Here is a 20499-nt window from a genome sequence, read left to right on the forward strand (position 1 = left end):
CGGTTTGGCGGTGTTCGGGTGTGCGGGCTGCGGTGCGATCCTGACGGCGGCGGTGTCGGAGGTGGCGTTGCCGGTCCACCTGGCGGACACCCACTGGGAGACGCTGCACCCGCCACTGCTGGAGGCCGGTTCCTACGCCATCGACCCCGAGCCGTACGGACCGCCATGGCGGCAGTGGGACGAGGTCGGGGCCCACGAGGCGGCGGAGCGGGGTCACTTCGCGCCGTTCGGCGCGTTGTCCGACGGTCCGTCGGACACCGTCCTCCTCGCGCCCGGCGACATGCGCGGCACCAGGCTGATCCTGGAGCGGGCCGGGGGCTCCTGCAGGGGGATCGACGGGAGGGACGGGCCGAACCTTGCCTGTCCGGACTGCGATCTGCCGGTCGGAACGAGGATGGACGACTGCGGGTGCTGGCAGGTCGTCCGGCTCGTCCCGCAGGCGGTGGTGCGGCTGCCCGGTCCGCCTGAGCGGCCGATCATGGACTGGGCGGAGCTGCTGGCCACCGGCGCGCTGGGGCACCGGCTGAGCGAGTACGGGGACATCCCGGCAGGTGTGGCTCTCGCTCAGGTGGTGGTGGCCGCCGGGGGCGCACCGGTCGATGTGGCGCCCGGGCCGGTCGCTGAGCTCCTCGGCCGGGCACTCGGCGTGCTGCTGCCCGCCGGGGAAGGCGCGAAGCGGCTGGACCTGGCGGGGCCGGGGTTCGGCGAGCCGGCCGCCGACCTGGTGCTGGTGCCGGTCCATCCGCAGACCGGAGAGATGTGGCAGCCGTGTGCCGGGGCGGTGCCGGTACCCATGGATGCCGCGCTCTGGGCGGAGCTCGCCTTCCCGCCCCACCGGACCCGGCTGCCGGTGGTCGGCGGGCTGCCGGCAGGCGTGGAACGGGACGACCCGCTCCCCCCGCACCCGTTGTACCCGTTGCATCCGTCCAGAGCCGCGTTCCGCTCCACGCTCGCTCGGATGCCCGCCGTCAGGGAGCCCTGGTTGCGGGCGATCTACGACCGGGGATGCCGGCCCTGACCGCCACTACGGTCCGTCGCGTGGTCGGCGGACACTCCGCCCGCCGTTCCGAGAGGGCCCGGCTCGCCGCCGAGACCGGCGGGGTCCCGGACCGGCCGCCTTTTGCCGCCGGGCGGCCGGGACACCCGGAGGCGTGCCCCGGCCCGTCGGGTCAGACGGCGGCCGGCTGCTTCCCGGCGAGGGAGGAGGCGAAGGGCGCCGGGGCGTCGGCGGACTTCCGCATGCCCTTGAGCAGCACCACCACTGCCGTGGTGACCACCGTGCCCGCCGCGACCGCGACCAGGTACAGGAACGGGCTGCCGATCAGGGGGAGCACCCAGATCCCGCCGTGCGGGGCACGCAGGGTGGAGCCGAAGGCCATCACCAGGCCACCGGCGGTCATGCTGCCGGCGATGCCCGCCGGGATGACCCGCAGCGGGTCGGCCGCCGCGAACGGGATCGCGCCCTCGGTGATGAACGAGGCGCCGAGCACCCAGGCGGCCTTCCCGTTCTCCCGCTCCTCGGGGGTGAACAGCCTGCGCCGGACCACGGTCGCCAGGGCCATGCCCAGCGGCGGGGTCATGCCGGCGGCCATCACGGCAGCCATCACCTTGAGGCTGCCGGCGTCCGGGGTGGTGCCCGCCGTGGTGAGCACACCGGCCGCGAACGTGTAGGCGACCTTGTTGAGCGGGCCTCCCATGTCGAAGGCCATCATCGCGCCGAGCAGCACGCCGAGCAGGATCGCGTTGGAGCCGGAGAGGCCGTTCAGCCAGTCGGTCAGGCCGTTCATCGCCGAGGCGATCGGCGAGCCGACCACCACGAACATCAGGAAGCCGACCGCCGCCACCGACAGCAGCGGGATCACCACGACCGGCATGATGCCCTTGATCGCCCGGGGCACGTTCCAGCGGACCATCCACAGCACCAGGAAGCCCGCGGCCAGGCCTGACACGATGCCGCCGAGGAAGCCCGCGCCGACCGCCACCGAGACGGCACCGCCGGCGATGCCGGCGGCCAGCGCCGCCCGGTCCGCGACCGCCCAGGCGATGTACCCGGAGAGGACGGGGACCAGGAAGCCGAAGGAGGTCTTGCCAGTCTGGAACAGCATCGCCGCCCAGCTGTGCGAGGAGGTCCAGTCGAAGTGGCCCAGCACGGACGGCGCGGAGGCGATCTGGTAGCCGCCTATCGCGAAGGCGAGCGCGATCAGCAGGCCGCCGGCCGCGACGAACGGGATCATGTAGCTGACGCCCGTCATCAGGTACGTGCGCAGCCGCTGCGCCCAGTGCTCGCCCGCAGGTGCGCTCGGCGCGGCGACCGGGGTGGTGGCCGTACGCGCGCCGCCACCGGCTGCCGTGACCAGTCCGGCGGCCTGCGCGATCAGGTCGTCGGCACGGTTGACCCCGGCCTTGACGCCCACGTCCACGGTCGGCTTGCCGGCGAAGCGGGCCCGGTCCCGTATCTCCACGTCATGAGCGAAGATCACCGCGTCGGCTGCCGCGATGACCTCGGGGTCGAGCGGCGTCGTCCCGGCCGACCCCTGGGTCTCGACCCGGATCCGAGCCCCCGCCCGGGCGGCGGCCAGTTCCAGGGCCTTGGCGGCCATGTACGTGTGGGCGATGCCGGTCGGGCAGGAGGTCACCGCGACGAGCCGCAGCCCGCCGTCGGAGGCGGACGGCTCCGGAGCGGCGGTCGCCGGGGCGGCGGTCGTCCTCGGGGCCGCGACCGTCTCCGAGGCCTGGGCCGTCTCGGGAGCGGCAGCCGGCGCCTCCTCGCCGTTGATCCGCGCCGCGACCGCGCCGGGGCTCTCGGCGTCGCGCAGGGCGCCGGTGAAAGCGGGGTCCATGAGGCGGCGGGCCAGCGCGGCGAGGATCTGCAGATGAGTGTCGTCCGCACCGGCCGGAGCCGCGATCATGAAGATCAGGTCGGCGGGCCGTCCGTCCGGGGCGTCGAAGTCCACGCCCCGGGCACTGCGGCCGAAGGCCAGGCTCGGCCGCGTGACGTGGGGCGATCGGCAGTGCGGAATGCCGATCCCCTCGCCCATTCCGGTCGGGGCCTGGGCCTCCCGGGCGGCGATGTCGGCGAGGAAGCCGTCGAGGTCGGTGACCCGGCCCTCGGCGACCAGCCGCTGGGCGAGGACGCGGAGGGCTTCGTTCTTGTCCTCGGGGGCGAGGTGGAGATCGACGAGTGCGGGAGTGATCAGCCCGCTGGTCTCGCTCATCGTGTCGGTCATCGTGTCGATCCTTCGACTGGTTCCTGACAGTGTCCCTTGCCCCCGGAAAGCGGTGCCCTTCCGTCCCACACGGTCGGGCGTGCTGCCCCCTGGGGACGACGCCGTCCCCAGGAGGTCGTTCTCAGCCGCGGAGCGGCCGGTCGAGCGGGAGGTCCGCCGTCACGACCACCGCGGCCGGGTCCAGATGGGCCGGGGTCGGCATGACGCTCCCCGGCAGTTGTACGGCGGCGGCGCCGTGCGCCAGGGCCGCCACGAGGGCCTCGGGGCCGGTGCCGCCCGCGCCGAGGAAACCCGCGAGCGAGGCGTCGCCCGCTCCCACGTCGCTGCGGACGGCGGAGACCGGTGCGCTGCCGTACCAGCTCTCCTCGGCGACGAGCAGCATCCCGTCCGCACCGAGGCTGGCGAGGACCTGCCGGGCTCCGCGCTCGCGCAGCTCCCGGGCCGCGTCCACGGCGTCGCCGACGGTGCGGACCGGGCGGCCCACCGCCTCCGCGAGTTCCTCCCGGTTGGGCTTGACCACGTCGGGGCGGGCCGAGAGCGCGGCCAGCAGCGCGGGACCGGAGGTGTCGAGGGCGATCCGGGCGCCGCCCGAGTGCGCCTGGGCGACCACGTCCGCGTACCACTCGGGTGGGAGGCCGCGCGGCAGGCTGCCGCAGCAGGCGAGCCACCGCACGTCGCTCCCGGCGCCCTGCCCGGTCTTCTGGGCATCACGGACGAGCGCGAGCAGTGCGGCCGACTCGGCGGCGCTGAGTTCGGGGCCCACGGCGTTGATCTTCGTGAGGCTGCCGCCGTCCTCGGCGATCGAGACGTTGATCCGCGTGTCGCCCGAGATGGCGACCGCCGCGACGTCGATGCCCTGGCGGCGCAACAGGTCGGCGAGGAGTTGCCCGGAGGGGCCGCCCAGGGGAAGGACCGCGCTGGTGCGGTGGCCGGCGGCCGTGAGCGCGCGGGAGACGTTGACTCCCTTGCCGCCCGGATCGAGCCGGTCGCGCGAGGCCCGGTTGACCTCGCCCGGGACGAGGGTTCCCAGTTCGTAGGTGCGATCGAGGCTGGGGTTCGGGGTGATGGTGACGATCATGCGCGGATGACTTCCGGTCCGTGGTTCTCGATCCCGGCGGCCTGCTCGTCCGTCAGCCCGGTGTCCGTGACCAGCACGTCCACCTGGTCCAGCGAGCCGAAGTGGGCGAAGTGGCGGGCGCCGTACTTGGAGGAGTCCGCCACCAGGACGACCCGCCGGGCACTGGTGAGCATGGCTCGTTTCACGGCTGCCTCGGCGAGGTCCGGCGTCGAGAGGCCGCCCTCCGGGGAAAAGCCGTTGGTGGCGATCACCGCGACGTCCGCGTGGACGTCCGCCAGGTCGCGCAGCGCCCACGCGTCGACGGCGGCCTGGGTGCGGTGGCGCAGTCGGCCGCCCACCAGGTGGAGGGTGAGCCCGGGGTGGTCGGCCAGCCGGGCGGCGACCGGGAGCGCGTTGGTGACGACGGTGAGCCCGCAGTCTGCGGGCAGCAGTCCGGCCAGCCGGGAGACGGTCGTCCCGGCGTCAAGGATCACGCTGCCCTCTGCGGGCAGCAGGCCGAGGGCTGCCCTGGCGATGCGTTCCTTCTCGGTCGCGGCCGTGGAATCCCGTTCGGCCAGACCGGGCTCCAGGTGCAGTGCGCCGGCGGGCAGCGCGCCGCCGTGCACCCGGTGCAGCAGACCCGCCCGGTCGAGGGCGCTCAGGTCACGCCGGATGGTCTCCTGCGTGACGCCGAAGTCCTCGGCGAGTGTCGGCACGTCCACCCTGCCCTGCTTCTGCGCGAGGCGGAGGATCTCTTGCTGCCGCTCGGGTGCGTACATGTGGGATTGAGTCCGTTTCATGTCTGTTCGCGCTTGCTTCAGGCCGACCATACGCGCTCCGACCGAAAAAGCAAGAGGTCGTACGGGCTCTGCGCTCATCTTTGAGTTTGCCCGAATCTGTTGACATCGGCCGACGATCGGACGTAGAACCAACCGGAACAACACGTTGACGGGCTTGAAACCACGGCCCGCCGCCCGGCGCTCCGCCACCGCCCCCGTACCGCGGAGACCGGGCCCCGAACACCGTGGCCCCCTCCCCGGCCGACCCGGATCCCACCCGGGCCGGCGCCCGTCGTCCGCTCATCCCCTCCGCTCATCTCCTCCGCCCCTCTCCTCCAAGGACCTCCCATGCACTCGATCCAGGTCACCGTCGGCTCCCGCAGCGGCCTGCACGCCCGCCCGGCTTCCCTGTTCGTCCAGGCCGCGGCCCGCCAGCCGGTCAAGGTCACCGTCGGCCGCCCGGGGCAGGCCCCGGTCGACGCCCGCAGCCTGCTCTCCGTCCTCGCCCTCGCCGCCGGCTGCGGCGAGGCCCTGGAGCTCACCGCGACCGGCGACCGGGCACAGGACTCGCTGAAGGCGCTCGCCGACCTGCTCGCCTCCGACCTCGACGCAGCGGCATGAGCGATCCGATCCGCGGGATCGGCGTCGGCATGGGCAGCGCCGCGGGCCCGGTCGCCCGGATGGCGCCCGTACCCGCGCTGCCCGCACCGAGGCCCGTCGCCGACCCGGCCGCCGAGGCGGCGGCGGTCCGCGCCGCCCTCGGTGCGGTCGTCGCCGATCTGGACGAGCGAGCCGCCCGCGTGCGCGGCCCCGCTCGCGACGTGCTCGCCGCGCAGGCCCTGATGGCCGCCGATCCGGTCCTCGCCGACGCGGCGGCCGCCCTGGCCGAACGGGGTACCGACGGGGCCCACGCGCTCGCCACCGCCTTCGACGGGTTCCGCACCGCGCTGGTCGCCGCCGGCGGTCATTTCGCGGAACGCGTCGCCGACCTGGACGACCTGCGCGACCGCGCGGTGGCGCACCTGCTGGGCCTGCCCGTGCCCGGTCTGCCCGACCCGGGACACCCGTACGTCCTGGTCGCCGAGGACCTGGCGCCCGCCGACACGGCGCTGCTCGACCCCGCCCGGGTGCTGGCCCTGGTCACCGTCCGCGGCGGGCCGACCAGTCACACGGCCATCCTCGCCAAGGCACTCGGCGTCCCCGCCGTGGTCGGCTGCGCCGGCGCCATGGAGCTCCAGGACGGCCGGCAGGTCCTGGTGCACGGCGCGGACGGCGTGGTCGAGCCCGACCCGAGCCCGGAGTCGCTCGGGCGGGCCGCCGAACGGGAGCACCGCCGCCGCGAGCTGACGGCCCGGGTCCAGGGGCCGGGCCGCACGGCGGACGGCCATCCGGTCGCACTCCTCGTCAACCTCGGAGCGCCGCACGAGCTGCCCGGCGCGGCCGCGGCCGACGCCGAGGGCGTGGGCCTCTTCCGCACCGAGTTCCTCTTCCTGGACCGCGCCGAGGCACCGGGCCTCGCCGAACAGGCCGCCGCCTACCGGCGGGTCTTCGCGGCCTTCGCCGGCCGCCGGGTCGTCGTCCGCACGCTCGACGCGGGGGCGGACAAGCCGCTGCCCTTCGCCACGGCCGCCGATGAGGAGAACCCGGCCCTCGGCGTCCGCGGCCTGCGCACGGCCGCCCGCGACCCCCAACTGCTGGAGACCCAGCTCGCCGCGATCGCCGAGGCCGCCGAGGGCGGCGCCGCGCAGGTGTGGGTGATGGCCCCGATGGTGTCGGTGCCGTCCGAGGCCGCCGAGTTCGCCGCCCGGGTCCGCGCGCACGGCCTGCCGCTGGCCGGCGCCATGATCGAGGTCCCGGCGGCCGCCCTGCGGACCGACCGGCTGGCGGAGGTCTGCGACTTCTTCAGCATCGGTACCAACGACCTGGCCCAGTACACCTTCGCGGCCGACCGCACGCTCGGCTCCCTCGCCGAGCTCCTCGACCCGTGGCAGCCGGCCCTGCTCACGCTGGTCGCCTCCGCCGCCCGGTCCGCGGCCGCACACGGCCGTCCGATCGGCGTGTGCGGTGAGGCGGCCGCCGACCCGACGCTCGCCCTGGTACTGGTCGGCCTGGGCATCACCAGCCTGTCGGCCGCGCCTGCCTCGCTCCCCGAGGTACGGGCGGCACTGGCCGCCCACACCCTCGCGGAGTGCCGCGAACTCGCCGAGCTGGCCCTGCACGCCGACGACGCCGCCGATGCCCGCGGCAAGGTCCGGTCGAGGGTCACGGGAGGCGGATGACCTTCCGGGTCATTCGAAGGCGGCGGCCGCCTCCTCCAGCGCGCGGGCCACGACCGCCGGGTCGTAGGGCGCGTGCGCGCCCGGGTCGTAGGTCACCGACCGCAGGCGGCCGGTGTAGCGGAAGCTGCGGTGGCGTTCGTAGACCGGCCAGGAGACCGGGGACTTGCGGTCCACGCCCACGCTGATGCCTTGCAGCGGCGCCATCCCGATGAGCTGGTGGACGCGGGCCGACCGGCCGGTCTCCACCCCGTCGATCAGGATGCGGAACTCCCAGCGCAGGCCCTCCACCGCGGTGGCCGAGAGCGTGACCCGCCGCCGGCCCGCCGGCAGCGGGCCGCCATCGGTCTCGTGCAGGTCGCCGTACTCGTTGTAGGCGAACCGCAGCCGCCCGTCCTCCACGTACAGGCTGTAGCCGCCGCCCTGGTCGCCGTGCGAGACCAGCACGCCCTGGTCCGAGGCGGCGTGCTCGTCGAGCTCGACGGTGACGTCGAAGGAACGGAAGGAGATGAGCCGCGAGGAGCGGTAGCGCTCCAGCTCGGGTGTGCCCGCCAGCAGGGTGAGGGGGCGGTGCAGCCGCTCCTCGGCGGGGTTGCGGCGGGCCAGCGCGCCGCTGCCGTCGGCGAGGGGGAAGACGCCGTTGCGCCAGGCCGCCGCCTCCCAGGCCGCGGCCAGTTCCTTCACCACCTCCGGGTGGTCCCGGGCGATGTCGGTGGTTTCGGTCGGGTCGGTGCGCAGGTCGTACAGGGCCCACTCACCGTCGTCGTACGGTGTGCCGGGACGGTGCAGCGTGACCAGTTTCCAGCCGTCGCGGTAGTAGCTGCGGTTGCCCGACATCTCGCAGTACTGCTCGGTGTGGGCGCCGGGGGCGCGCCCGTCGTGGAGGACGGGGGCGAAGCTGACGCCGTCGAGTTCCTGGGCGGGCCGCGAGCGCCACCGCTGCGGGCGCCGTACGCCCGCGAGTTCCAGGAGGGTGGGGGTGATGTCGGTGACGTACTGGTACTGCTGCCGGATCCCGGAGTCGTCCGCGGCCCGCCGCAGTCCCTCGGGCCAGGAGATGACGAACGGTACGCGCACGCCGCCGGCGTAGGTCTGGCCCTTGTAGAGCCGGAACGGGGTGTTGGAGGCCATGCCCCAGCCGCGCGGGTAGTGCACCAGGCTCTGCGGACCGCCGATGAGGTCGGTGTCCCGGTCCACGTCCTCGTTCCAGTCGTCCGGGACGGGCTGGTGGACGAAGCGGCTGAAGTAGCTGCGCGTGCCCTCGGCGCCGCCTTCGCCGGTGCCGCCGTTGTCGGAGGTGAAGACGACGATGGTGTTGTCGAGTTCGCCGAGCGCGCGCAGGGTGTCGGTGAGCCGCCCGAGGTTCTGGTCGATGTTGTCGACCATCGCCGCGTAGACCTCCATGTAGCGGGCGTAGCGGCGCTGTTGGTCGGGGGTCAGCTCGTCCCAGGGGCCTACGTCGTGGCCCGCCTCGGAGTTGCGTGCGGGCAGGGCGGTCCCCTCGGGGAAGAGACCGTCGGCGATCTGGCGGGCGAAGCGGGTGGTGCGCAGGGCGTCCCACCCGCCGTCGTAGCGCCCGCGCTGGCGTGCGATGTCGGCGGGCTTGGCCTGGAGGGGGCCGTGGACGGCATTGTGGGCGACGTACAGGAAGAACGGCTTGTCGGGGTCGTGCGCGCGCAGCGACTTCACCATGGCGATGGCCTCGTCGGTGATGTCGTCCGTGTAGTAGTAGCCGTCGGGCAGTTCGTCCACGTCCAGCGGGCTGTTGTCGCGGACCAGCTGGTGCGGGTGGAACAGGCTGGTCAGCCCCTCCAGGACGCCGTAGTAGCGGTCGAAGCCCTTCTGCAGCGGCCAGTTGCGCCGGTCGTCGGCGGCGTTGGACGCCGAGTCGCGGGTCAGGTGCCACTTGCCGACGGCGTACGTGGCGTAGCCCGCGTCGTGCAGGACCTCGGCCAGGGTGGGGACGTCCTCGCCGACCTCCATGCCGTAGCCGGGGAAACCCGGGTCGAAGTTGGCGACGGTCGAGTACCCGACCCGGTGCGGGTTGAGACCCGTGAGCAGGGCGGCGCGGGCGGGGGAGCACAGGGGCATGGTGTGGTAGTTGGCCAGCCGCAGACCGCCCTCGGCCAGGCCGTCGAGTACGGGGGTGGGGACCTCGGAGCCGAACGGGCCGATGTCGCTGTAGCCCATGTCGTCCACGAGGACCACGACGATGTTCGGGGCGCGCTCTCCGGGCCGGCGCGGCGGCTGCCAGGAGGGCTCGGACTCGGCGAAGGTACGGCCGACCCTTCCGGCGAAACCGGCGTAGGGATCGCGGCGGTTCGGGGTGCCGGGGGTATGCGGGCTGGTCATGGGTGGAGCTCCTTGGCAGAGGGCGGGGCGGTCCGGGGAACGGCACCTTGCCGCCGGCAGGCGCCCGCGCTGACCGGAAGCGCGGCGGGCGTCCGCTCCGCGTCGGCGGGTGCGGTTCATCGCAGGGGTCAGGAGCGCGTGGCGCGGTGCGCGAGGTGTGGCCGGCCGCGTCGCGCCGGGGTCCCGTCGGGCGGGAAGGGACACGGAGGCGGCTGGGGTCAGGCTGGAACCCCGGGAATCAGCGAGGACAGCCCGGCGACGGCACGGCACAGATCGCGCCGGCGTGCCGACAGAGGTCGACGTGCCTGCGGGAGATGAGCCGCACGGTCGGGGTCATGCGCGGCAGGTTGTCAGACCCCCGATGATTGGTCAAACGTCACCGTTCGTGCTCGTTCCCCCGCTCCCGGAGCCACGATCCGCTCCGGGCCGTCGCCCAGGTGCGAGCGCTGGAGCGGGTCGCCTTCGGGTGCGGGGCCGGCCGGCCGTGGCACCTGCCATACGGCCGCCACGCTGCGGCAACAACGGGCGGCGAGAATCGGCCCCGGGGCAGGGGCCGCACCCTCGTACCCCACTCATTCCACCCTGGAGCATTCCGTGACGCTGCTGACGACCTGGCCGGAGAGCGGCCCCGAGACCGTCGTACGCCGTACCTCAGAGCCCGCCGAGATCGCCGCGGCGCTGGCGCCGCTCGGGGTTCGCTACGAACGCCGGCCGGTGCGCGAGGACGTCCCGGTGGACGCCGACGGCGATGCCGTCCTCACCGCCTACCGGGCGGAGATCGACCGGCTGACCGCCGCGGAGGACTTCGCCACCGTCGACGTGGTCGCCCTGCACCCTGGCGAGGACCCCGGCTTCGCCGAGAGGGCGAAGGCCGCGCGGGAGAAGTTCCTGGAGGAACACACGCACGAGGACGACGACGAGGTGCGCTTCTTCGTCGCGGGCTCCGGCATTTTCTACCTTCACGTGGGCGGCGAGGTCCACGCGGTGCTGTGCGAGCGGGGCGACCTCCTCGGCGTGCCGAAGGGCACCACGCACTGGTTCGACATGGGCACCCGTCCGGCCTTCACCGCGATCCGCTTCTTCCACGAGGAGGACGGCTGGATCGGCACCTTCACGGGCAGCGGCATCTCCCGCCGGTTCCCCGACTTCGACACGATCACGGCGGAGCACGCGGCGTGAGTACGCAGGTGGACGCCGTCGTCCTGGACATCGAGGGCACCACGAGCGCCACCGGCTTCGTCACCGACGTGCTTCATCCGTACGCGCGCGAGCGGTTCGCCGCCCTGCTCGCCGAGCGGTCCGGGGAACCGGAGGTGGCTCGCGCCCTCGCCGGGGTACGGACCGAGCTGGGGGAGCCGGACGCGGGCCCGGCGCGGATCGAGCAGGCACTGAACGCCTGGCTGGACGAGGATCGCAAGGCGACGCCGCTGAAGACGCTCCAGGGCGTGCTGTGGGCGGAGGGCTTCGCGCGCGGTGAGCTCGTCTCGCACTTCTACGGGGACGTGGTGCCGGCGCTGCGGCGCTGGCACGCGGCGGGCGTGCGGCTGTACGTCTACTCGTCCGGGTCGGTCGCCGCACAGCGGGCGTGGTTCGGGCACACCCCCGAGGGGGATCTGCGCGGCCTTGTCACCGGCTGGTACGACACGGAGAACGCGGGACCGAAGCAGGAGACCGGATCCTTCCGGGCGATCGCCGCGGACACCGGGATCCTCCCGGACCGGCTGCTGTTCCTGTCCGACCGCCCGGGCGAACTGGACGCGGCCCGGGCAGCGGGCTGGCGGACGGTGGGCGTGCGCCGGCCGGGGGAGCCGTACTCCGAGCAGGGGCCGGGCGGCCACGCGCAGGCCCGTACCTTCGAGGACATCGACGTGGCGGGGAGCGGAACGTGACGAAGACGACCGGTCTGGAAGAGGCGGGTGCGGTACTGGCGGCCGAGGCGGCACGTTTCGCCTCCTTCGGCTGGATGCGCGGCACCTCGGGCAACCTCTCGGTACTCCTCTCCCGCGAGCCCTTCCGCCTGGCCGTCACCGCGAGCGGCCACGACAAGGGCGAACTCACCGCCGAGGACGTGGTGGTGGTCGACGAGCAGGGCGCCCCGGTGAGCGGCGGCAGACCGTCCGCCGAAGCCGAGCTGCACGCCCGTGTGGTCCGCCTCACGGGCGCGAACGCGGTGGTGCACGTACACACGGTCGCCTCCGTGCTCATGGGGCGCAGGCGGCCGGGCGGCATCGTCCTGAAGGACCTGGAGATGCTCAAGGGCGTCGGGCACGCGGCGGAGGGGGAGGAGATCGTGCTGCCCGTGATAGGCAACAGCCAGGACATGCGGGTGCTCGGAGACCGCCTGGAAGCCGCCCGGGACCCGCGGATGCCGGCGGTGGTCGTGGCGGGGCACGGGCTGTACGTGTGGGGCGACTCACCGCGCCGGGCGCGCCACCACACCGAGGTCGTGGAGTGGCTCCTGGAACTGGAGCTGGCGGCCGGCTGACGAGAGCCCCTCTCCGCCGAGGGCGCCCCCGGTGCGGGGGCGCCCCTTCGGCGTGGAAGGATCCGCCCACGCCGGGCTCAGGCCAGGTGCAGGCCGGGCAGTTCGCCCGCCGAGACCTCCAGGACACCCCTTTCGGTGACCAGGGCGGTCACCAGAGCACCCGGGGTCACGTCGAAGGCGGGGTTGTGGCCGCGGGAGCCGGCCGGAGCGGTCCGGACGCCCGCCCACTCCAACACCTCCTTCTCGTCCCGCAGTTCGATGGTGATGTCGTCTCCGCGCGCGGTGGCCAGGTCCACCGTCGTGGTGGGAGCGGCCACGACGAAGGGGATGCCCGCGTGGGCGCAGGCCAGTGCGATGCCGACCGTGCCGACCTTGTTCGCGGTGTCGCCGTTCGCCGCGATCCGGTCGGCGCCCACCACCGCGGCGTCGACCTCCCCGCGCAGAATGGTTCCGGCTGCCGCTCCGTCGGCCTGGACGTGGTGCGCGATGCCCTCCTCGGCCAGCTCCCAGGCGGTCAGCCGAGCGCCCTGCAGGAGCGGCCGCGTCTCGTCGGCGTACACCGTCTCCAGCCGCCCCCGGGCGTGCAGTTCACGGATCACGCCGAGTGCCGTCCCCCAGCCGGCTGTGGCGAGCGCCCCGGTGTTGCAGTGCGTCAGGATGCGCAGCGGGCGGTCCTCGCCCTGCCGCTTCAGCAGCCAGTCCGCGCCGTGCGCGCCCAGCGCGTGGTTGGCCTCCACGTCCTCGCGCTGTACGGCGGCAGCCTCGGCCAGCACCGCCGCCACGCCCTCGTCCAGCCGCGCCAGCACCCGGTCCACGGAGACGGCCAGGTTGACCGCGGTCGGCCGGGCCGCCCGGATCCGGGCCACCTCCCCCCGTATCCGGATGCCGTCCCACCCCTCGCGCTCCGCTTGCAGCAGGGCGAGGGCCACCCCGTACGCCCCCGCCGCCCCGATCGCCGGGGCCCCGCGCACCACGAGCCGCCGGATCGCGTCCACCAGGCCGTCCACGTCCGTGACGCGCAGCACCTCCTTGCGCTGCGGCAGCGCGGTCTGGTCGATCAGTGCGAGACCGTCGGCGGTCCACTCGACGGCGCGCAGTTCCCTGGTCATGGCAGTGCACTCCAAAGCTCGGAAGAAGGGCGGGGAGGGAGGGGTGCGCGTCACCGTACAGCAGTCGGGGGAACCACAGTTCGAGACGGAGGACGGGCCGGCCGCACCCGGTGTTACTCTCCTGGCCTCAACGATCTGTTGCACCTGGCCGGGGGGAGAGCGCACATGCTGCTGACGCTGCGCCGCTACCTCGACTACGGCCGGTGCGCCAGCGACGCCTGTCGCGGCTGACCGCCCCTTCGCCGGACCACTGACGAGCCGTTCCACCCCTCGTCCGATTTCACGTCGAGTTCATCGACGTACCACGCCGTTCACATCCGAGCGGCCGCCCACCCCCGCGCACCTCCGAGCCGCCGTATTCCCGTACGCCGTACTCCCGTGCCGTCCCGGAAGGTCACCTCCATGTCCCGGAGACCCCGTACCCGCGCCCTTCGACTCGCCGCGACCCTGGCGGGAGGCGCCCTGCTCGCCACCGGCTGCAACGCCGCAGCGGCGAAGAAGGAGGACGACGGCAAGGGCGCCGGCCCCGCGTTCACGCTCGTCACCCCCGACGCGGTGGGGCAGAACGAGTTCCTCAAGCTCTCCGTGGACGGCGTGAAGGCCGCGGCCAAGGCCCGCTCCGGCAGCTCCAAGGCGTACGAGTCCACCGATGTGGCCTCCCGGCAGCAGAACGTCCAGGCCGCCGTCGACGCCAAGCCCGCGGTCATCGTCCTCGTCGGCTTCGAATTCGCCGACCTGGTCGCCCTGCAGGCCGAGGCCCACCCGGACCAGAAGTTCCTCGTGGTCGACGCCTGCACTGCAAAGACGTACGCCAACGTGAGCTGCGCCGTCTTCCGGGAGCACGAAGCCGTCTTCCTGGCCGGAGCCGAAGCCGGACTGCTCACCAGGAGCGGCAAGGTCGGGGCGGTCGACGTCCTCGACACACCGCAATTCCGGCGCTACAGCGATCCGTTCGCGGCCGGCGCGAAGGCGACCGCGCCTTCGAGCGAGGCGTCCACCCGCTTCGTCGGCGGCCAGTCCCCCTTCAACGACTCGGCCCGTGCCAAGGAGCAGGCGAACGCGCTGGTCTCCGGCGGCACCGACCAGGTGATGGCGGCCGCGGCCGCCGGCAACCACGGCGTCTTCGAGGCGGCGAAGGCCAAGGGCGCCTTCGCGTACGGCGTGGACGTCAACCAGTGCGTCTCCGCGCCCGGCACCGTCGTCGACAACGTCATCAAGAAGACCGACGTGGCGGTGCGCAAGGGCATCGAGCAGGTGCTCGGCGGCCAGGCCGGCGGGATCCTCTCCTACGGGCTCAAGGAGGGCGGCATCAGCCTGACCGGCCTGGAGGAGGACGTCGCAGGATCCCAGTGCCTCATCGCACAGCACCCCCAGGTCCTCGACCGGGTGAAGCAGCTGCGCGACCAGATCGTCTCCGGGGAGCTGAAGGTCGATGACCCGGCTGCCAAGTAGCCCCGACGAGACGGCCGTCGAGCTCACCGGCATCACCAAGCGCTACGCCGGCACCCTCGCGAACGACGCCGTCGACCTCAGCGTGCGGAGCGGCGAGATCCACGCCCTGATGGGGGAGAACGGCGCGGGGAAGTCCACCCTCATGTCCGTCCTGTACGGGGAGGTGCGGCCCGACGCGGGCACGATCCGCATCGACGGGCGCACAGTCCGCTTCTCCGGCCCGTCGGACGCGATCGACGCCGGACTCGGCATGGTCCACCAGAGCTTCCGCCTCTTCGACTCGCTGACGGTCGCCGAGAACGTCGTCTTCCGCGCCGAACCCCGCCGCCGCGGACTCCTCGACCGGGCGGCCGCGCGCCGCCGGGTCGCCGAACTCGCCGAGGAACACGGGCTTCCCGTCGACCCCGACGCCCTCGTCGGCGCCCTGCCCGTCGGAGTGCGGCAGCGGGTGGAGATCCTCAGGCTGCTGCACCGCGGCGCCCGCGTCCTGATCCTCGACGAGCCGACGGCCGTCCTCACCCCCGACGAGGCGGGCCGGCTGTTCACCGTCCTCAAGGCACTCGCCGCGCGAGGCCGTTCCGTCATCCTCGTCACCCACAAACTGCACGAGGTGCTGGAGGGCACCGACCGCGTCACCGTGCTGCGCGACGGGCGGGTCACCGCCCGGCTGCGGACCCGCGACACCACCGCGGTCGAACTCGCCGAGGCCATGACCGGCCGCCGCCTGGACCTCGACCGCGTGCACCCACCCGGCACACCCGGCCCGGAGGTGTTGACCGTGACCGGCGTTCGCGGGGTGGACCTGACCGTGCGAGCCGGTGAGATCGTGGGCATCGCCGGCGTCGCAGGCAACGGCCAGAGCGAACTCGTCGAGGCACTCGCCGGCCTGCGCCCCGTCGACACGGGCCGCATCGAACTCGCCGGACACGACATCACCCACGCCTCACCCGCCCGGCGCCGCGCGGCGGGCCTCTCCTACATACCCGAGGACCGCACGGCCGTGGGCACCGCGCCCACCGCCTCCGTCGCGGACAACCTGGCGATGGGCCACCACCGGCGGCTCGCCACCCGCCGCGGACTGCTGCGTCCCGCGGTCCTGCGCGCGCACGCCCGCACCCTGATCGACCGCTTCGGCATCAAAACCCCGTCCACCACCACGCCGGCCGGCGCACTGTCCGGCGGCAACCTCCAGAAACTCCTCGTCGGACGTGAACTCGCCCACGAGACCCCCCTGCTCCTCGTGGAGCAGCCCACGCGCGGCGTGGACATCGGCGCGGTCCGCCACATCCACGACCAGCTGGTCGCCCACCGCGACGCGGGCCACGCGGTGCTCCTCGTCTCGGCGGAACTCAGCGAGATCCGCGCCCTGTCCGACCGGGTCCTCGTCATGTACGAGGGCCGGATCTCGGCCTCCTACACTCGCGACGAGGCCGACGAACGCAGCCTGGGCCTCGCCCTCGCCGGAGCGGAGGCCCGACCGGCATGACCGCGACCACCACCCCCTCCCCGCGCACGGAGCTCCTGCGCTCTCCCGTCCTGTTCTCCGTCGCCGCCGCCCTCGTCATCGGGGCGCTCCTGCTCGTCGGCGCCGGGGCCGACCCGCTCGCCGGGTACGCCGCGCTGTTCAGCGGTTCCCTCGGCCCCGACGGGATCGCCGCCACCCTGACCACCGGCACCAGCGTCCTCGGCATGGCCCTCGCCCTGGCCGTACCGCTGCGCGGTGGACTCGTCAACCTCGGCGGCGACGGCCAACTGGTGCTCGGCGGCCTCGCCGCCACGGTCACCGGCCTCTACGCCCCCCTGCCCGCCCCCCTCGCCGTCGCCGCGGCCCTCCTCGCCGGCATGGCCGCCGGCGCCGCGTACGCCCTCCTCGCCGCGGTCTGCGAAACCCGGCTCGGGGTCCCGCTGCTGGTCAGCAGCCTGCTCCTGTCCTACCCGGCCGTCTCCTTCGCCTCGTACCTGGCGCGCTACCCGCTCAAGGAGCCCGGCTCCAGCCTCCCGCAGACCCGGCGGCTGCCCGACGGCGTCGCCCTGCCCGCCCTCGGATCGACCACGATCACCGCCGGCCTGCTCCTCGTCGCCGCCGCGGCCGCCGTCCACGCCTTCGTCGACGCGCGCACCAGCTCCGGGTACGAGGTCCGCATGACCGGCCTGAGCCCCCGGTTCGCCGCCTACGCCGGAGTGGACCGGCCCCGGCTGACGCTGCGCCTGATGGCGGCTTCCGGCGCCCTCGCCGGCCTGGTCGGGGCGATCGGGGTACTGAGCTTCCCATACCGCTTCCTCGACGGGGCGCTGACGGCACCCGGCTCCACCTGGACCGGGCTGACGGCGGCGCTGCTCGCCGCCGCCGCACCGCTCGGCACCGTCCTCGCCGCGTTCTTCTTCACCGCCCTGCAGGTCGGCGGCCTGAGCATGGAGCGCGCCACCGAGGTGCCGCGGGAGCTGACCCAGGTGCTGCAGGCCCTGGTCATCGTCTTCCTCGCCGCCCGGCTGCGCATGCCCCGGCGGCGCCCGGCCGGCCGGCGTACGCGGGGCGACGAGAGGGAGGCCGCCGGATGAGCCTCGACCTCGACCTCTTCCTCTCGGTGCTGCGCGCGCTGACCCCGATCCTGCTCGCCGCCCTCGGCGGGGCGATCTGCGAGCGGGCCGGCGTCTTCAACATCGGCCTCGAAGGCATGATGCTGATCGGCTGCTTCGGCGCCGTAGCCACGAGCTGGTTCACCGGCAGCCCGTGGCTCGGCGTGGTCGCGGCGGCGCTCGCCGCCGCGGCGTACTCCCTGATCCTGGCCGTGGGCGCGGTCACCCTGCGCGGCGACGCCGTCGTGCTGGGCGTGGCCATGAACCTTCTCGCCCTCGGACTCACCGGATTCCTGCTGCGTACGGTCTTCGGAGTACGCGGCACCTTCGACGACCCCGGCCTCACCGGGCTCCCGCTGATCGGCGGACAGTCTCCGCTCGCCTACCTCTCCTGGGCCGCCGTCGCCCTCAGCGCCTTCATCCTCGCCCGGCACGTGTGGGGACTGCGGCTGCGCGGGGCCGGCGAAGCGCCCGACGCCGCGGCGGCCCTGGGGGTCAGCCCCGTCGCGTACCGCTACGCCGCGGTCCTCGTGTCCGGGGTCCTGTGCGGCCTCGGCGGAGCCCAACTGGCCCTCGGCAACGTCACCCTCTTCTCCGAGAACATGACCGCGGGGCGCGGCTGGATCGCCGTCGTCGCGGTCATGCTCGGGCGCGCCGCACCCGTGGGAGTCCTGCTCTCGGCCCTGCTCTTCGCCCTCGCCGAAGCGGTCGGCTTCCGCCTGCAGGGCCTCGGCCTGCCGCAGCAGGCCACGGACGCCGCCCCGTACGCCGTCACCCTCGCGGCCCTCTTCCTGACCACGGCGCGACGCCGCCGCGGCGCCCGTACGACAACCGGAGCCGTCCTATGACGCTGGACCTGCTGCCCCTCACCCGCATCCCGAGCACCGGCCTGCCCCCTTCCGCGCTGGTGGTGGGCGACCCGGCGCGGGCCGCGGCCGTCGCGGAACTCCTGGACGGTGCCGAGGAGGTGTCCCACCACCGTGAGTACCGCCTCTTCACGGGGAGCCGGGCGGGGCTGCCGGTGGCGGTCGCCTCGCACGGGGTCGGCGGCCCCGGAGCGATCCTGCTCTTCCGGGAGCTGGCCGACGCGGGCGTGCGCACCCTCATCCGACTGGGCACGGCGGGGGCGATCCGCTCCGGCATCGCCGACGGCGACCTGGTGATCGCGGAGGGGGCGGTCCGCGACGACGGCGTGACCGGCCAGCTGCTGCCGCCGGAGTACCCCGCAGTGGCCGCGCCCGAGGCGGTCCTCGCCCTCGTGAGGGCGGCCCGCGAGGCCTCCGCCCCCCACCACCGGGGCATCGTCTGGACCCGCGCCGCGTTCCAGCCCGGCCTGCTCCCCGTCCCGGACTACGGGGCGGCCGGCGTCGCCGCGATCGAGATGGAACTCTCCGCGCTGCTGGTGACCGCCTCCCTGCGCGGACTGACCGCGGGCGGCGTGCTGGTGGTGGACGGGACGAACGCCGACGACCTCGTGGACGTGGAAGCCACCGGCGGCTACGCCCCGCACCGCCAAGTGGTCGCGGACGGCGTCACGCGCGCCGCCACCGTGGCCCTGGAAGCCCTCCGCCTCCTGGCCGAGAACCCGAACTAGCACGCCCTCCCGGGCTTCACTCCTCTAGAAGAACCCGAGCTTCTTGGGGGAGTAGCTGACCAGCATGTTCTTCGTCTGCTGGTGGTGCTCCAGCATCATCTTGTGGGTTTCGCGGCCGATGCCCGACTGCTTGTAGCCGCCGAACGCCGCGTGGGCCGGGTACGCGTGGTAGCAGTTCGTCCAGACGCGGCCCGCCTGGATCGCGCGGCCCGCGCGGTAGGCCGTGTTGACGTCTCGGGTCCAGACGCCCGCGCCCAGGCCGTACGCCGTGTCGTTGGCGATGCGGACCGCGTCGTCGAAGTCCTCGAACGAGGTCACCGACACCACCGGGCCGAAGATCTCCTCCTGGAAGATCCGCATCCGGTTGTCCCCCTCGAAGATGGTCGGCTGGACGTAGAAGCCGCCCGACAGGTCGCCGCCGTGGTCGATGCGGCCGCCGCCCGTGAGGATCTTCGCGCCCTCCCGCTGGCCGATCTCCACGTACGACAGGACCTTCTTCAGCTGCTCCTCCGAGGCCTGCGCGCCGATCATCGTGTCCGTGTCCAGCGGGTGGCCCGGCACGATCAGTTCGGTGCGGGCGACCGCCGCGTCCAGGAAGTCGCCGTAGCGGCCGCGCTCGACCAGGGCGCGCGAGGGGCTCGTGCACACCTCGCCCTGGTTCAGCGCGAACATCGTGAAGCCCTCCAGGGCCTTGTCGCGCAGGTCGTCGTCCTTCGCCCAGATGTCGTCGAAGAAGAGGTTCGGGCTCTTGCCGCCCAGTTCCAGCGTGACCGGCTTCAGGTGCTCCGCCGCGTACTGCAGGATCAGCCGGCCCGTCGCCGTCTCCCCGGTGAAGGCCACCTTCGCCACGCGCGGGCTCGACGCCAGCGGCTTGCCCGCCTCCTCGCCGAAGCCGTTGACGATGTTCACCACCCCGGGGGGAAGGAGGTCCGCCACCAGGCTCAGCCAGTAGTGGACCGAGACCGGGGTCTGTTCGGCCGGCTTGAGGACCACCGTGTTGCCGGCGGCCAGCGCCGGAGCGAGCTTCCACACCGCCATCAGGATCGGGAAGTTCCACGGGATGATCTGCCCGACCACGCCCAGCGGCTCGTGGAAGTGGTAGGCGACCGTGTCCTCGTCCAGCTGGCTGAGCGAGCCCTCCTGCGCGCGCAGCGCCCCCGCGAAGTAGCGGAACTGGTCGACGGCCAGCGGCATGTCGGCGGCGAGGGTCTCGCGGACCGGCTTGCCGTTCTCCCAGGTCTCCGCGACCGCCAGGGCCTCCAGGTGCTGCTCCATGCGGTCCGCGACGCGCAGCAGGATGCCCGCCCGCTCCGTGGCCGACGTACGGCCCCAGGCCGGGGCCGCCGCGTGCGCCGCGTCCAGGGCCCGCTCCACGTCCTCCGCGGTGCCCCGGGCGACCTCCGTGAACGGCTGCCCGGTGATCGGGGACGGGTTCTCGAAGTACCGGCCGCGCGCGGGCGGCACGTACTCCCCGCCGATGTGGTGGTCGTAGCGGGACGCGTACGCCATCAGGGCGCCCTCGGTGCCGGGTGCGGCGTAACGGGCCATGGTGGTCCTCCCCTTGCCGGGCGCCGGCCGCCGTCGGACAGCG

At 73.8% G+C, this 20499-nt stretch carries 18 protein-coding genes; 11 read left to right on the forward strand and 7 right to left on the reverse strand.

Annotated elements, in window-relative coordinates; all coding sequences use genetic code 11:
- The first annotated feature begins 4 nt into the window (after positions 1-4).
- Positions 5-1018, forward strand: coding sequence for a hypothetical protein (locus ACZ5NJ_RS09310; RefSeq protein ID WP_468764088.1), 1014 nt, complete (start codon positions 5-7; stop codon positions 1016-1018).
- Between the two features lie 151 nt (positions 1019-1169).
- On the opposite strand, the gene ACZ5NJ_RS09315 is transcribed toward ACZ5NJ_RS09310, so the two are convergent.
- The 3 genes from ACZ5NJ_RS09315 to ACZ5NJ_RS09325 all read right to left on the reverse strand — a co-directional run bounded on the left by ACZ5NJ_RS09315 (position 1170) and on the right by ACZ5NJ_RS09325 (position 5063).
- Complete coding sequence (locus tag ACZ5NJ_RS09315; protein WP_468764089.1) at positions 1170-3227, reverse strand: PTS fructose transporter subunit IIABC; 2058 nt, start codon at positions 3225-3227, stop codon at positions 1170-1172.
- A gap of 121 nt (positions 3228-3348) precedes the next feature.
- Positions 3349-4305, reverse strand: coding sequence for a 1-phosphofructokinase (gene pfkB, locus ACZ5NJ_RS09320; protein WP_468764090.1), 957 nt, complete (start codon positions 4303-4305; stop codon positions 3349-3351).
- Entirely contained in the window at positions 4302-5063 is a 762-nt protein-coding gene (locus ACZ5NJ_RS09325; protein WP_468764091.1) for a DeoR/GlpR family DNA-binding transcription regulator, read from the reverse strand. Before ACZ5NJ_RS09325 ends, pfkB begins: the two co-directional genes overlap by 4 nt.
- Before the next feature lie 348 nt (positions 5064-5411).
- On the opposite strand from ACZ5NJ_RS09325, the gene ACZ5NJ_RS09330 reads away from it, so the two are divergent.
- Entirely contained in the window at positions 5412-5684 is a 273-nt protein-coding gene (locus ACZ5NJ_RS09330) for an HPr family phosphocarrier protein (protein WP_468764092.1), read from the forward strand.
- Complete coding sequence (ptsP, locus tag ACZ5NJ_RS09335; protein ID WP_468764093.1) at positions 5681-7342, forward strand: phosphoenolpyruvate--protein phosphotransferase; 1662 nt, start codon at positions 5681-5683, stop codon at positions 7340-7342. Before ACZ5NJ_RS09330 ends, ptsP begins: the two co-directional genes overlap by 4 nt.
- A 9-nt stretch (positions 7343-7351) precedes the next feature.
- Here ptsP and ACZ5NJ_RS09340 read toward each other — a convergent pair whose 3' ends face one another.
- The gene (locus ACZ5NJ_RS09340) at positions 7352-9691 is read right to left on the reverse strand and encodes an arylsulfatase (RefSeq protein WP_468764094.1); all 2340 of its coding nucleotides are present in this window, start codon (positions 9689-9691) and stop codon (positions 7352-7354) included.
- A 238-nt stretch (positions 9692-9929) separates the two neighbouring features.
- Complete coding sequence (locus ACZ5NJ_RS09345) at positions 9930-10028, reverse strand: putative leader peptide (RefSeq protein WP_468764095.1); 99 nt, start codon at positions 10026-10028, stop codon at positions 9930-9932.
- Between the two features lie 257 nt (positions 10029-10285).
- On the opposite strand from ACZ5NJ_RS09345, the gene ACZ5NJ_RS09350 reads away from it, so the two are divergent.
- The 3 genes from ACZ5NJ_RS09350 to mtnB are packed head-to-tail and all read left to right on the forward strand — an operon-like array spanning position 10286 to position 12176.
- Positions 10286-10870 (forward strand): 1,2-dihydroxy-3-keto-5-methylthiopentene dioxygenase, encoded by a 585-nt coding sequence (locus ACZ5NJ_RS09350; protein WP_468764096.1) that lies wholly within the window; start codon positions 10286-10288, stop codon positions 10868-10870.
- The gene (gene mtnC / locus ACZ5NJ_RS09355; RefSeq protein ID WP_468764097.1) at positions 10867-11580 is read left to right on the forward strand and encodes an acireductone synthase; all 714 of its coding nucleotides are present in this window, start codon (positions 10867-10869) and stop codon (positions 11578-11580) included. Before ACZ5NJ_RS09350 ends, mtnC begins: the two co-directional genes overlap by 4 nt.
- Entirely contained in the window at positions 11577-12176 is a 600-nt protein-coding gene (gene mtnB, locus ACZ5NJ_RS09360) for a methylthioribulose 1-phosphate dehydratase (protein ID WP_468764098.1), read from the forward strand. The genes mtnC and mtnB overlap by 4 nt, the downstream gene beginning before the upstream one ends.
- Before the next feature lie 77 nt (positions 12177-12253).
- On the opposite strand, the gene mtnA is transcribed toward mtnB, so the two are convergent.
- Positions 12254-13285 (reverse strand): S-methyl-5-thioribose-1-phosphate isomerase, encoded by a 1032-nt coding sequence (gene mtnA / locus ACZ5NJ_RS09365; RefSeq protein WP_468764099.1) that lies wholly within the window; start codon positions 13283-13285, stop codon positions 12254-12256.
- A gap of 402 nt (positions 13286-13687) precedes the next feature.
- On the opposite strand from mtnA, the gene ACZ5NJ_RS09370 reads away from it, so the two are divergent.
- From ACZ5NJ_RS09370 to ACZ5NJ_RS09390, 5 genes are read left to right on the forward strand one after another with little or no spacing between them, the layout of a single operon-like run.
- Positions 13688-14737: a BMP family ABC transporter substrate-binding protein gene (locus ACZ5NJ_RS09370; RefSeq protein ID WP_468764100.1), complete on the forward strand. Its 1050-nt coding sequence runs from the start codon at positions 13688-13690 to the stop codon at positions 14735-14737.
- Positions 14718-16223: an ABC transporter ATP-binding protein gene (locus ACZ5NJ_RS09375; RefSeq protein WP_468764101.1), complete on the forward strand. Its 1506-nt coding sequence runs from the start codon at positions 14718-14720 to the stop codon at positions 16221-16223. Before ACZ5NJ_RS09370 ends, ACZ5NJ_RS09375 begins: the two co-directional genes overlap by 20 nt.
- Positions 16220-17296, forward strand: coding sequence for an ABC transporter permease (locus tag ACZ5NJ_RS09380; RefSeq protein WP_468764102.1), 1077 nt, complete (start codon positions 16220-16222; stop codon positions 17294-17296). Before ACZ5NJ_RS09375 ends, ACZ5NJ_RS09380 begins: the two co-directional genes overlap by 4 nt.
- Positions 17293-18162, forward strand: coding sequence for an ABC transporter permease (locus ACZ5NJ_RS09385; protein ID WP_468764103.1), 870 nt, complete (start codon positions 17293-17295; stop codon positions 18160-18162). The genes ACZ5NJ_RS09380 and ACZ5NJ_RS09385 overlap by 4 nt, the downstream gene beginning before the upstream one ends.
- Positions 18159-18908 carry a nucleoside phosphorylase gene (locus ACZ5NJ_RS09390; RefSeq protein WP_468764104.1) on the forward strand — a complete coding sequence of 250 codons (750 nt, stop codon included), beginning with the start codon at positions 18159-18161 and terminating at the stop codon, positions 18906-18908. Before ACZ5NJ_RS09385 ends, ACZ5NJ_RS09390 begins: the two co-directional genes overlap by 4 nt.
- Positions 18909-18932: 24 nt before the next feature.
- Here ACZ5NJ_RS09390 and exaC read toward each other — a convergent pair whose 3' ends face one another.
- A complete protein-coding gene (exaC, locus tag ACZ5NJ_RS09395) occupies positions 18933-20456 on the reverse strand; it encodes an acetaldehyde dehydrogenase ExaC (RefSeq protein ID WP_468764105.1) in 1524 nt (507 codons plus the stop codon).
- Positions 20457-20499 lie beyond the last annotated feature (43 nt).

The organism is Streptomyces sp. NPDC032091 (assembly GCF_055580265.1).

What these genes read in the sequence shown, in the direction of transcription:
- ACZ5NJ_RS09315 (WP_468764089.1), bottom strand. Translation starts at nt 3,227, where the DNA reads ATGACCGACACGATGAGCGAGACCAGCGGGCTGATCACTCCCGCACTC.
- pfkB (WP_468764090.1), bottom strand. Translation starts at nt 4,305, where the DNA reads ATGATCGTCACCATCACCCCGAACCCCAGCCTCGATCGCACCTACGAA.
- ACZ5NJ_RS09325 (WP_468764091.1), bottom strand. Translation starts at nt 5,063, where the DNA reads ATGTACGCACCCGAGCGGCAGCAAGAGATCCTCCGCCTCGCGCAGAAG.
- ACZ5NJ_RS09330 (WP_468764092.1), top strand. Translation starts at nt 5,412, where the DNA reads ATGCACTCGATCCAGGTCACCGTCGGCTCCCGCAGCGGCCTGCACGCC.
- ptsP (WP_468764093.1), top strand. Translation starts at nt 5,681, where the DNA reads ATGAGCGATCCGATCCGCGGGATCGGCGTCGGCATGGGCAGCGCCGCG.
- ACZ5NJ_RS09340 (WP_468764094.1), bottom strand. Translation starts at nt 9,691, where the DNA reads ATGACCAGCCCGCATACCCCCGGCACCCCGAACCGCCGCGATCCCTAC.
- ACZ5NJ_RS09345 (WP_468764095.1), bottom strand. Translation starts at nt 10,028, where the DNA reads ATGACCCCGACCGTGCGGCTCATCTCCCGCAGGCACGTCGACCTCTGT.
- mtnA (WP_468764099.1), bottom strand. Translation starts at nt 13,285, where the DNA reads ATGACCAGGGAACTGCGCGCCGTCGAGTGGACCGCCGACGGTCTCGCA.
- ACZ5NJ_RS09370 (WP_468764100.1), top strand. Translation starts at nt 13,688, where the DNA reads ATGTCCCGGAGACCCCGTACCCGCGCCCTTCGACTCGCCGCGACCCTG.
- ACZ5NJ_RS09375 (WP_468764101.1), top strand. Translation starts at nt 14,718, where the DNA reads ATGACCCGGCTGCCAAGTAGCCCCGACGAGACGGCCGTCGAGCTCACC.
- ACZ5NJ_RS09380 (WP_468764102.1), top strand. Translation starts at nt 16,220, where the DNA reads ATGACCGCGACCACCACCCCCTCCCCGCGCACGGAGCTCCTGCGCTCT.
- ACZ5NJ_RS09385 (WP_468764103.1), top strand. Translation starts at nt 17,293, where the DNA reads ATGAGCCTCGACCTCGACCTCTTCCTCTCGGTGCTGCGCGCGCTGACC.
- ACZ5NJ_RS09390 (WP_468764104.1), top strand. Translation starts at nt 18,159, where the DNA reads ATGACGCTGGACCTGCTGCCCCTCACCCGCATCCCGAGCACCGGCCTG.
- exaC (WP_468764105.1), bottom strand. Translation starts at nt 20,456, where the DNA reads ATGGCCCGTTACGCCGCACCCGGCACCGAGGGCGCCCTGATGGCGTAC.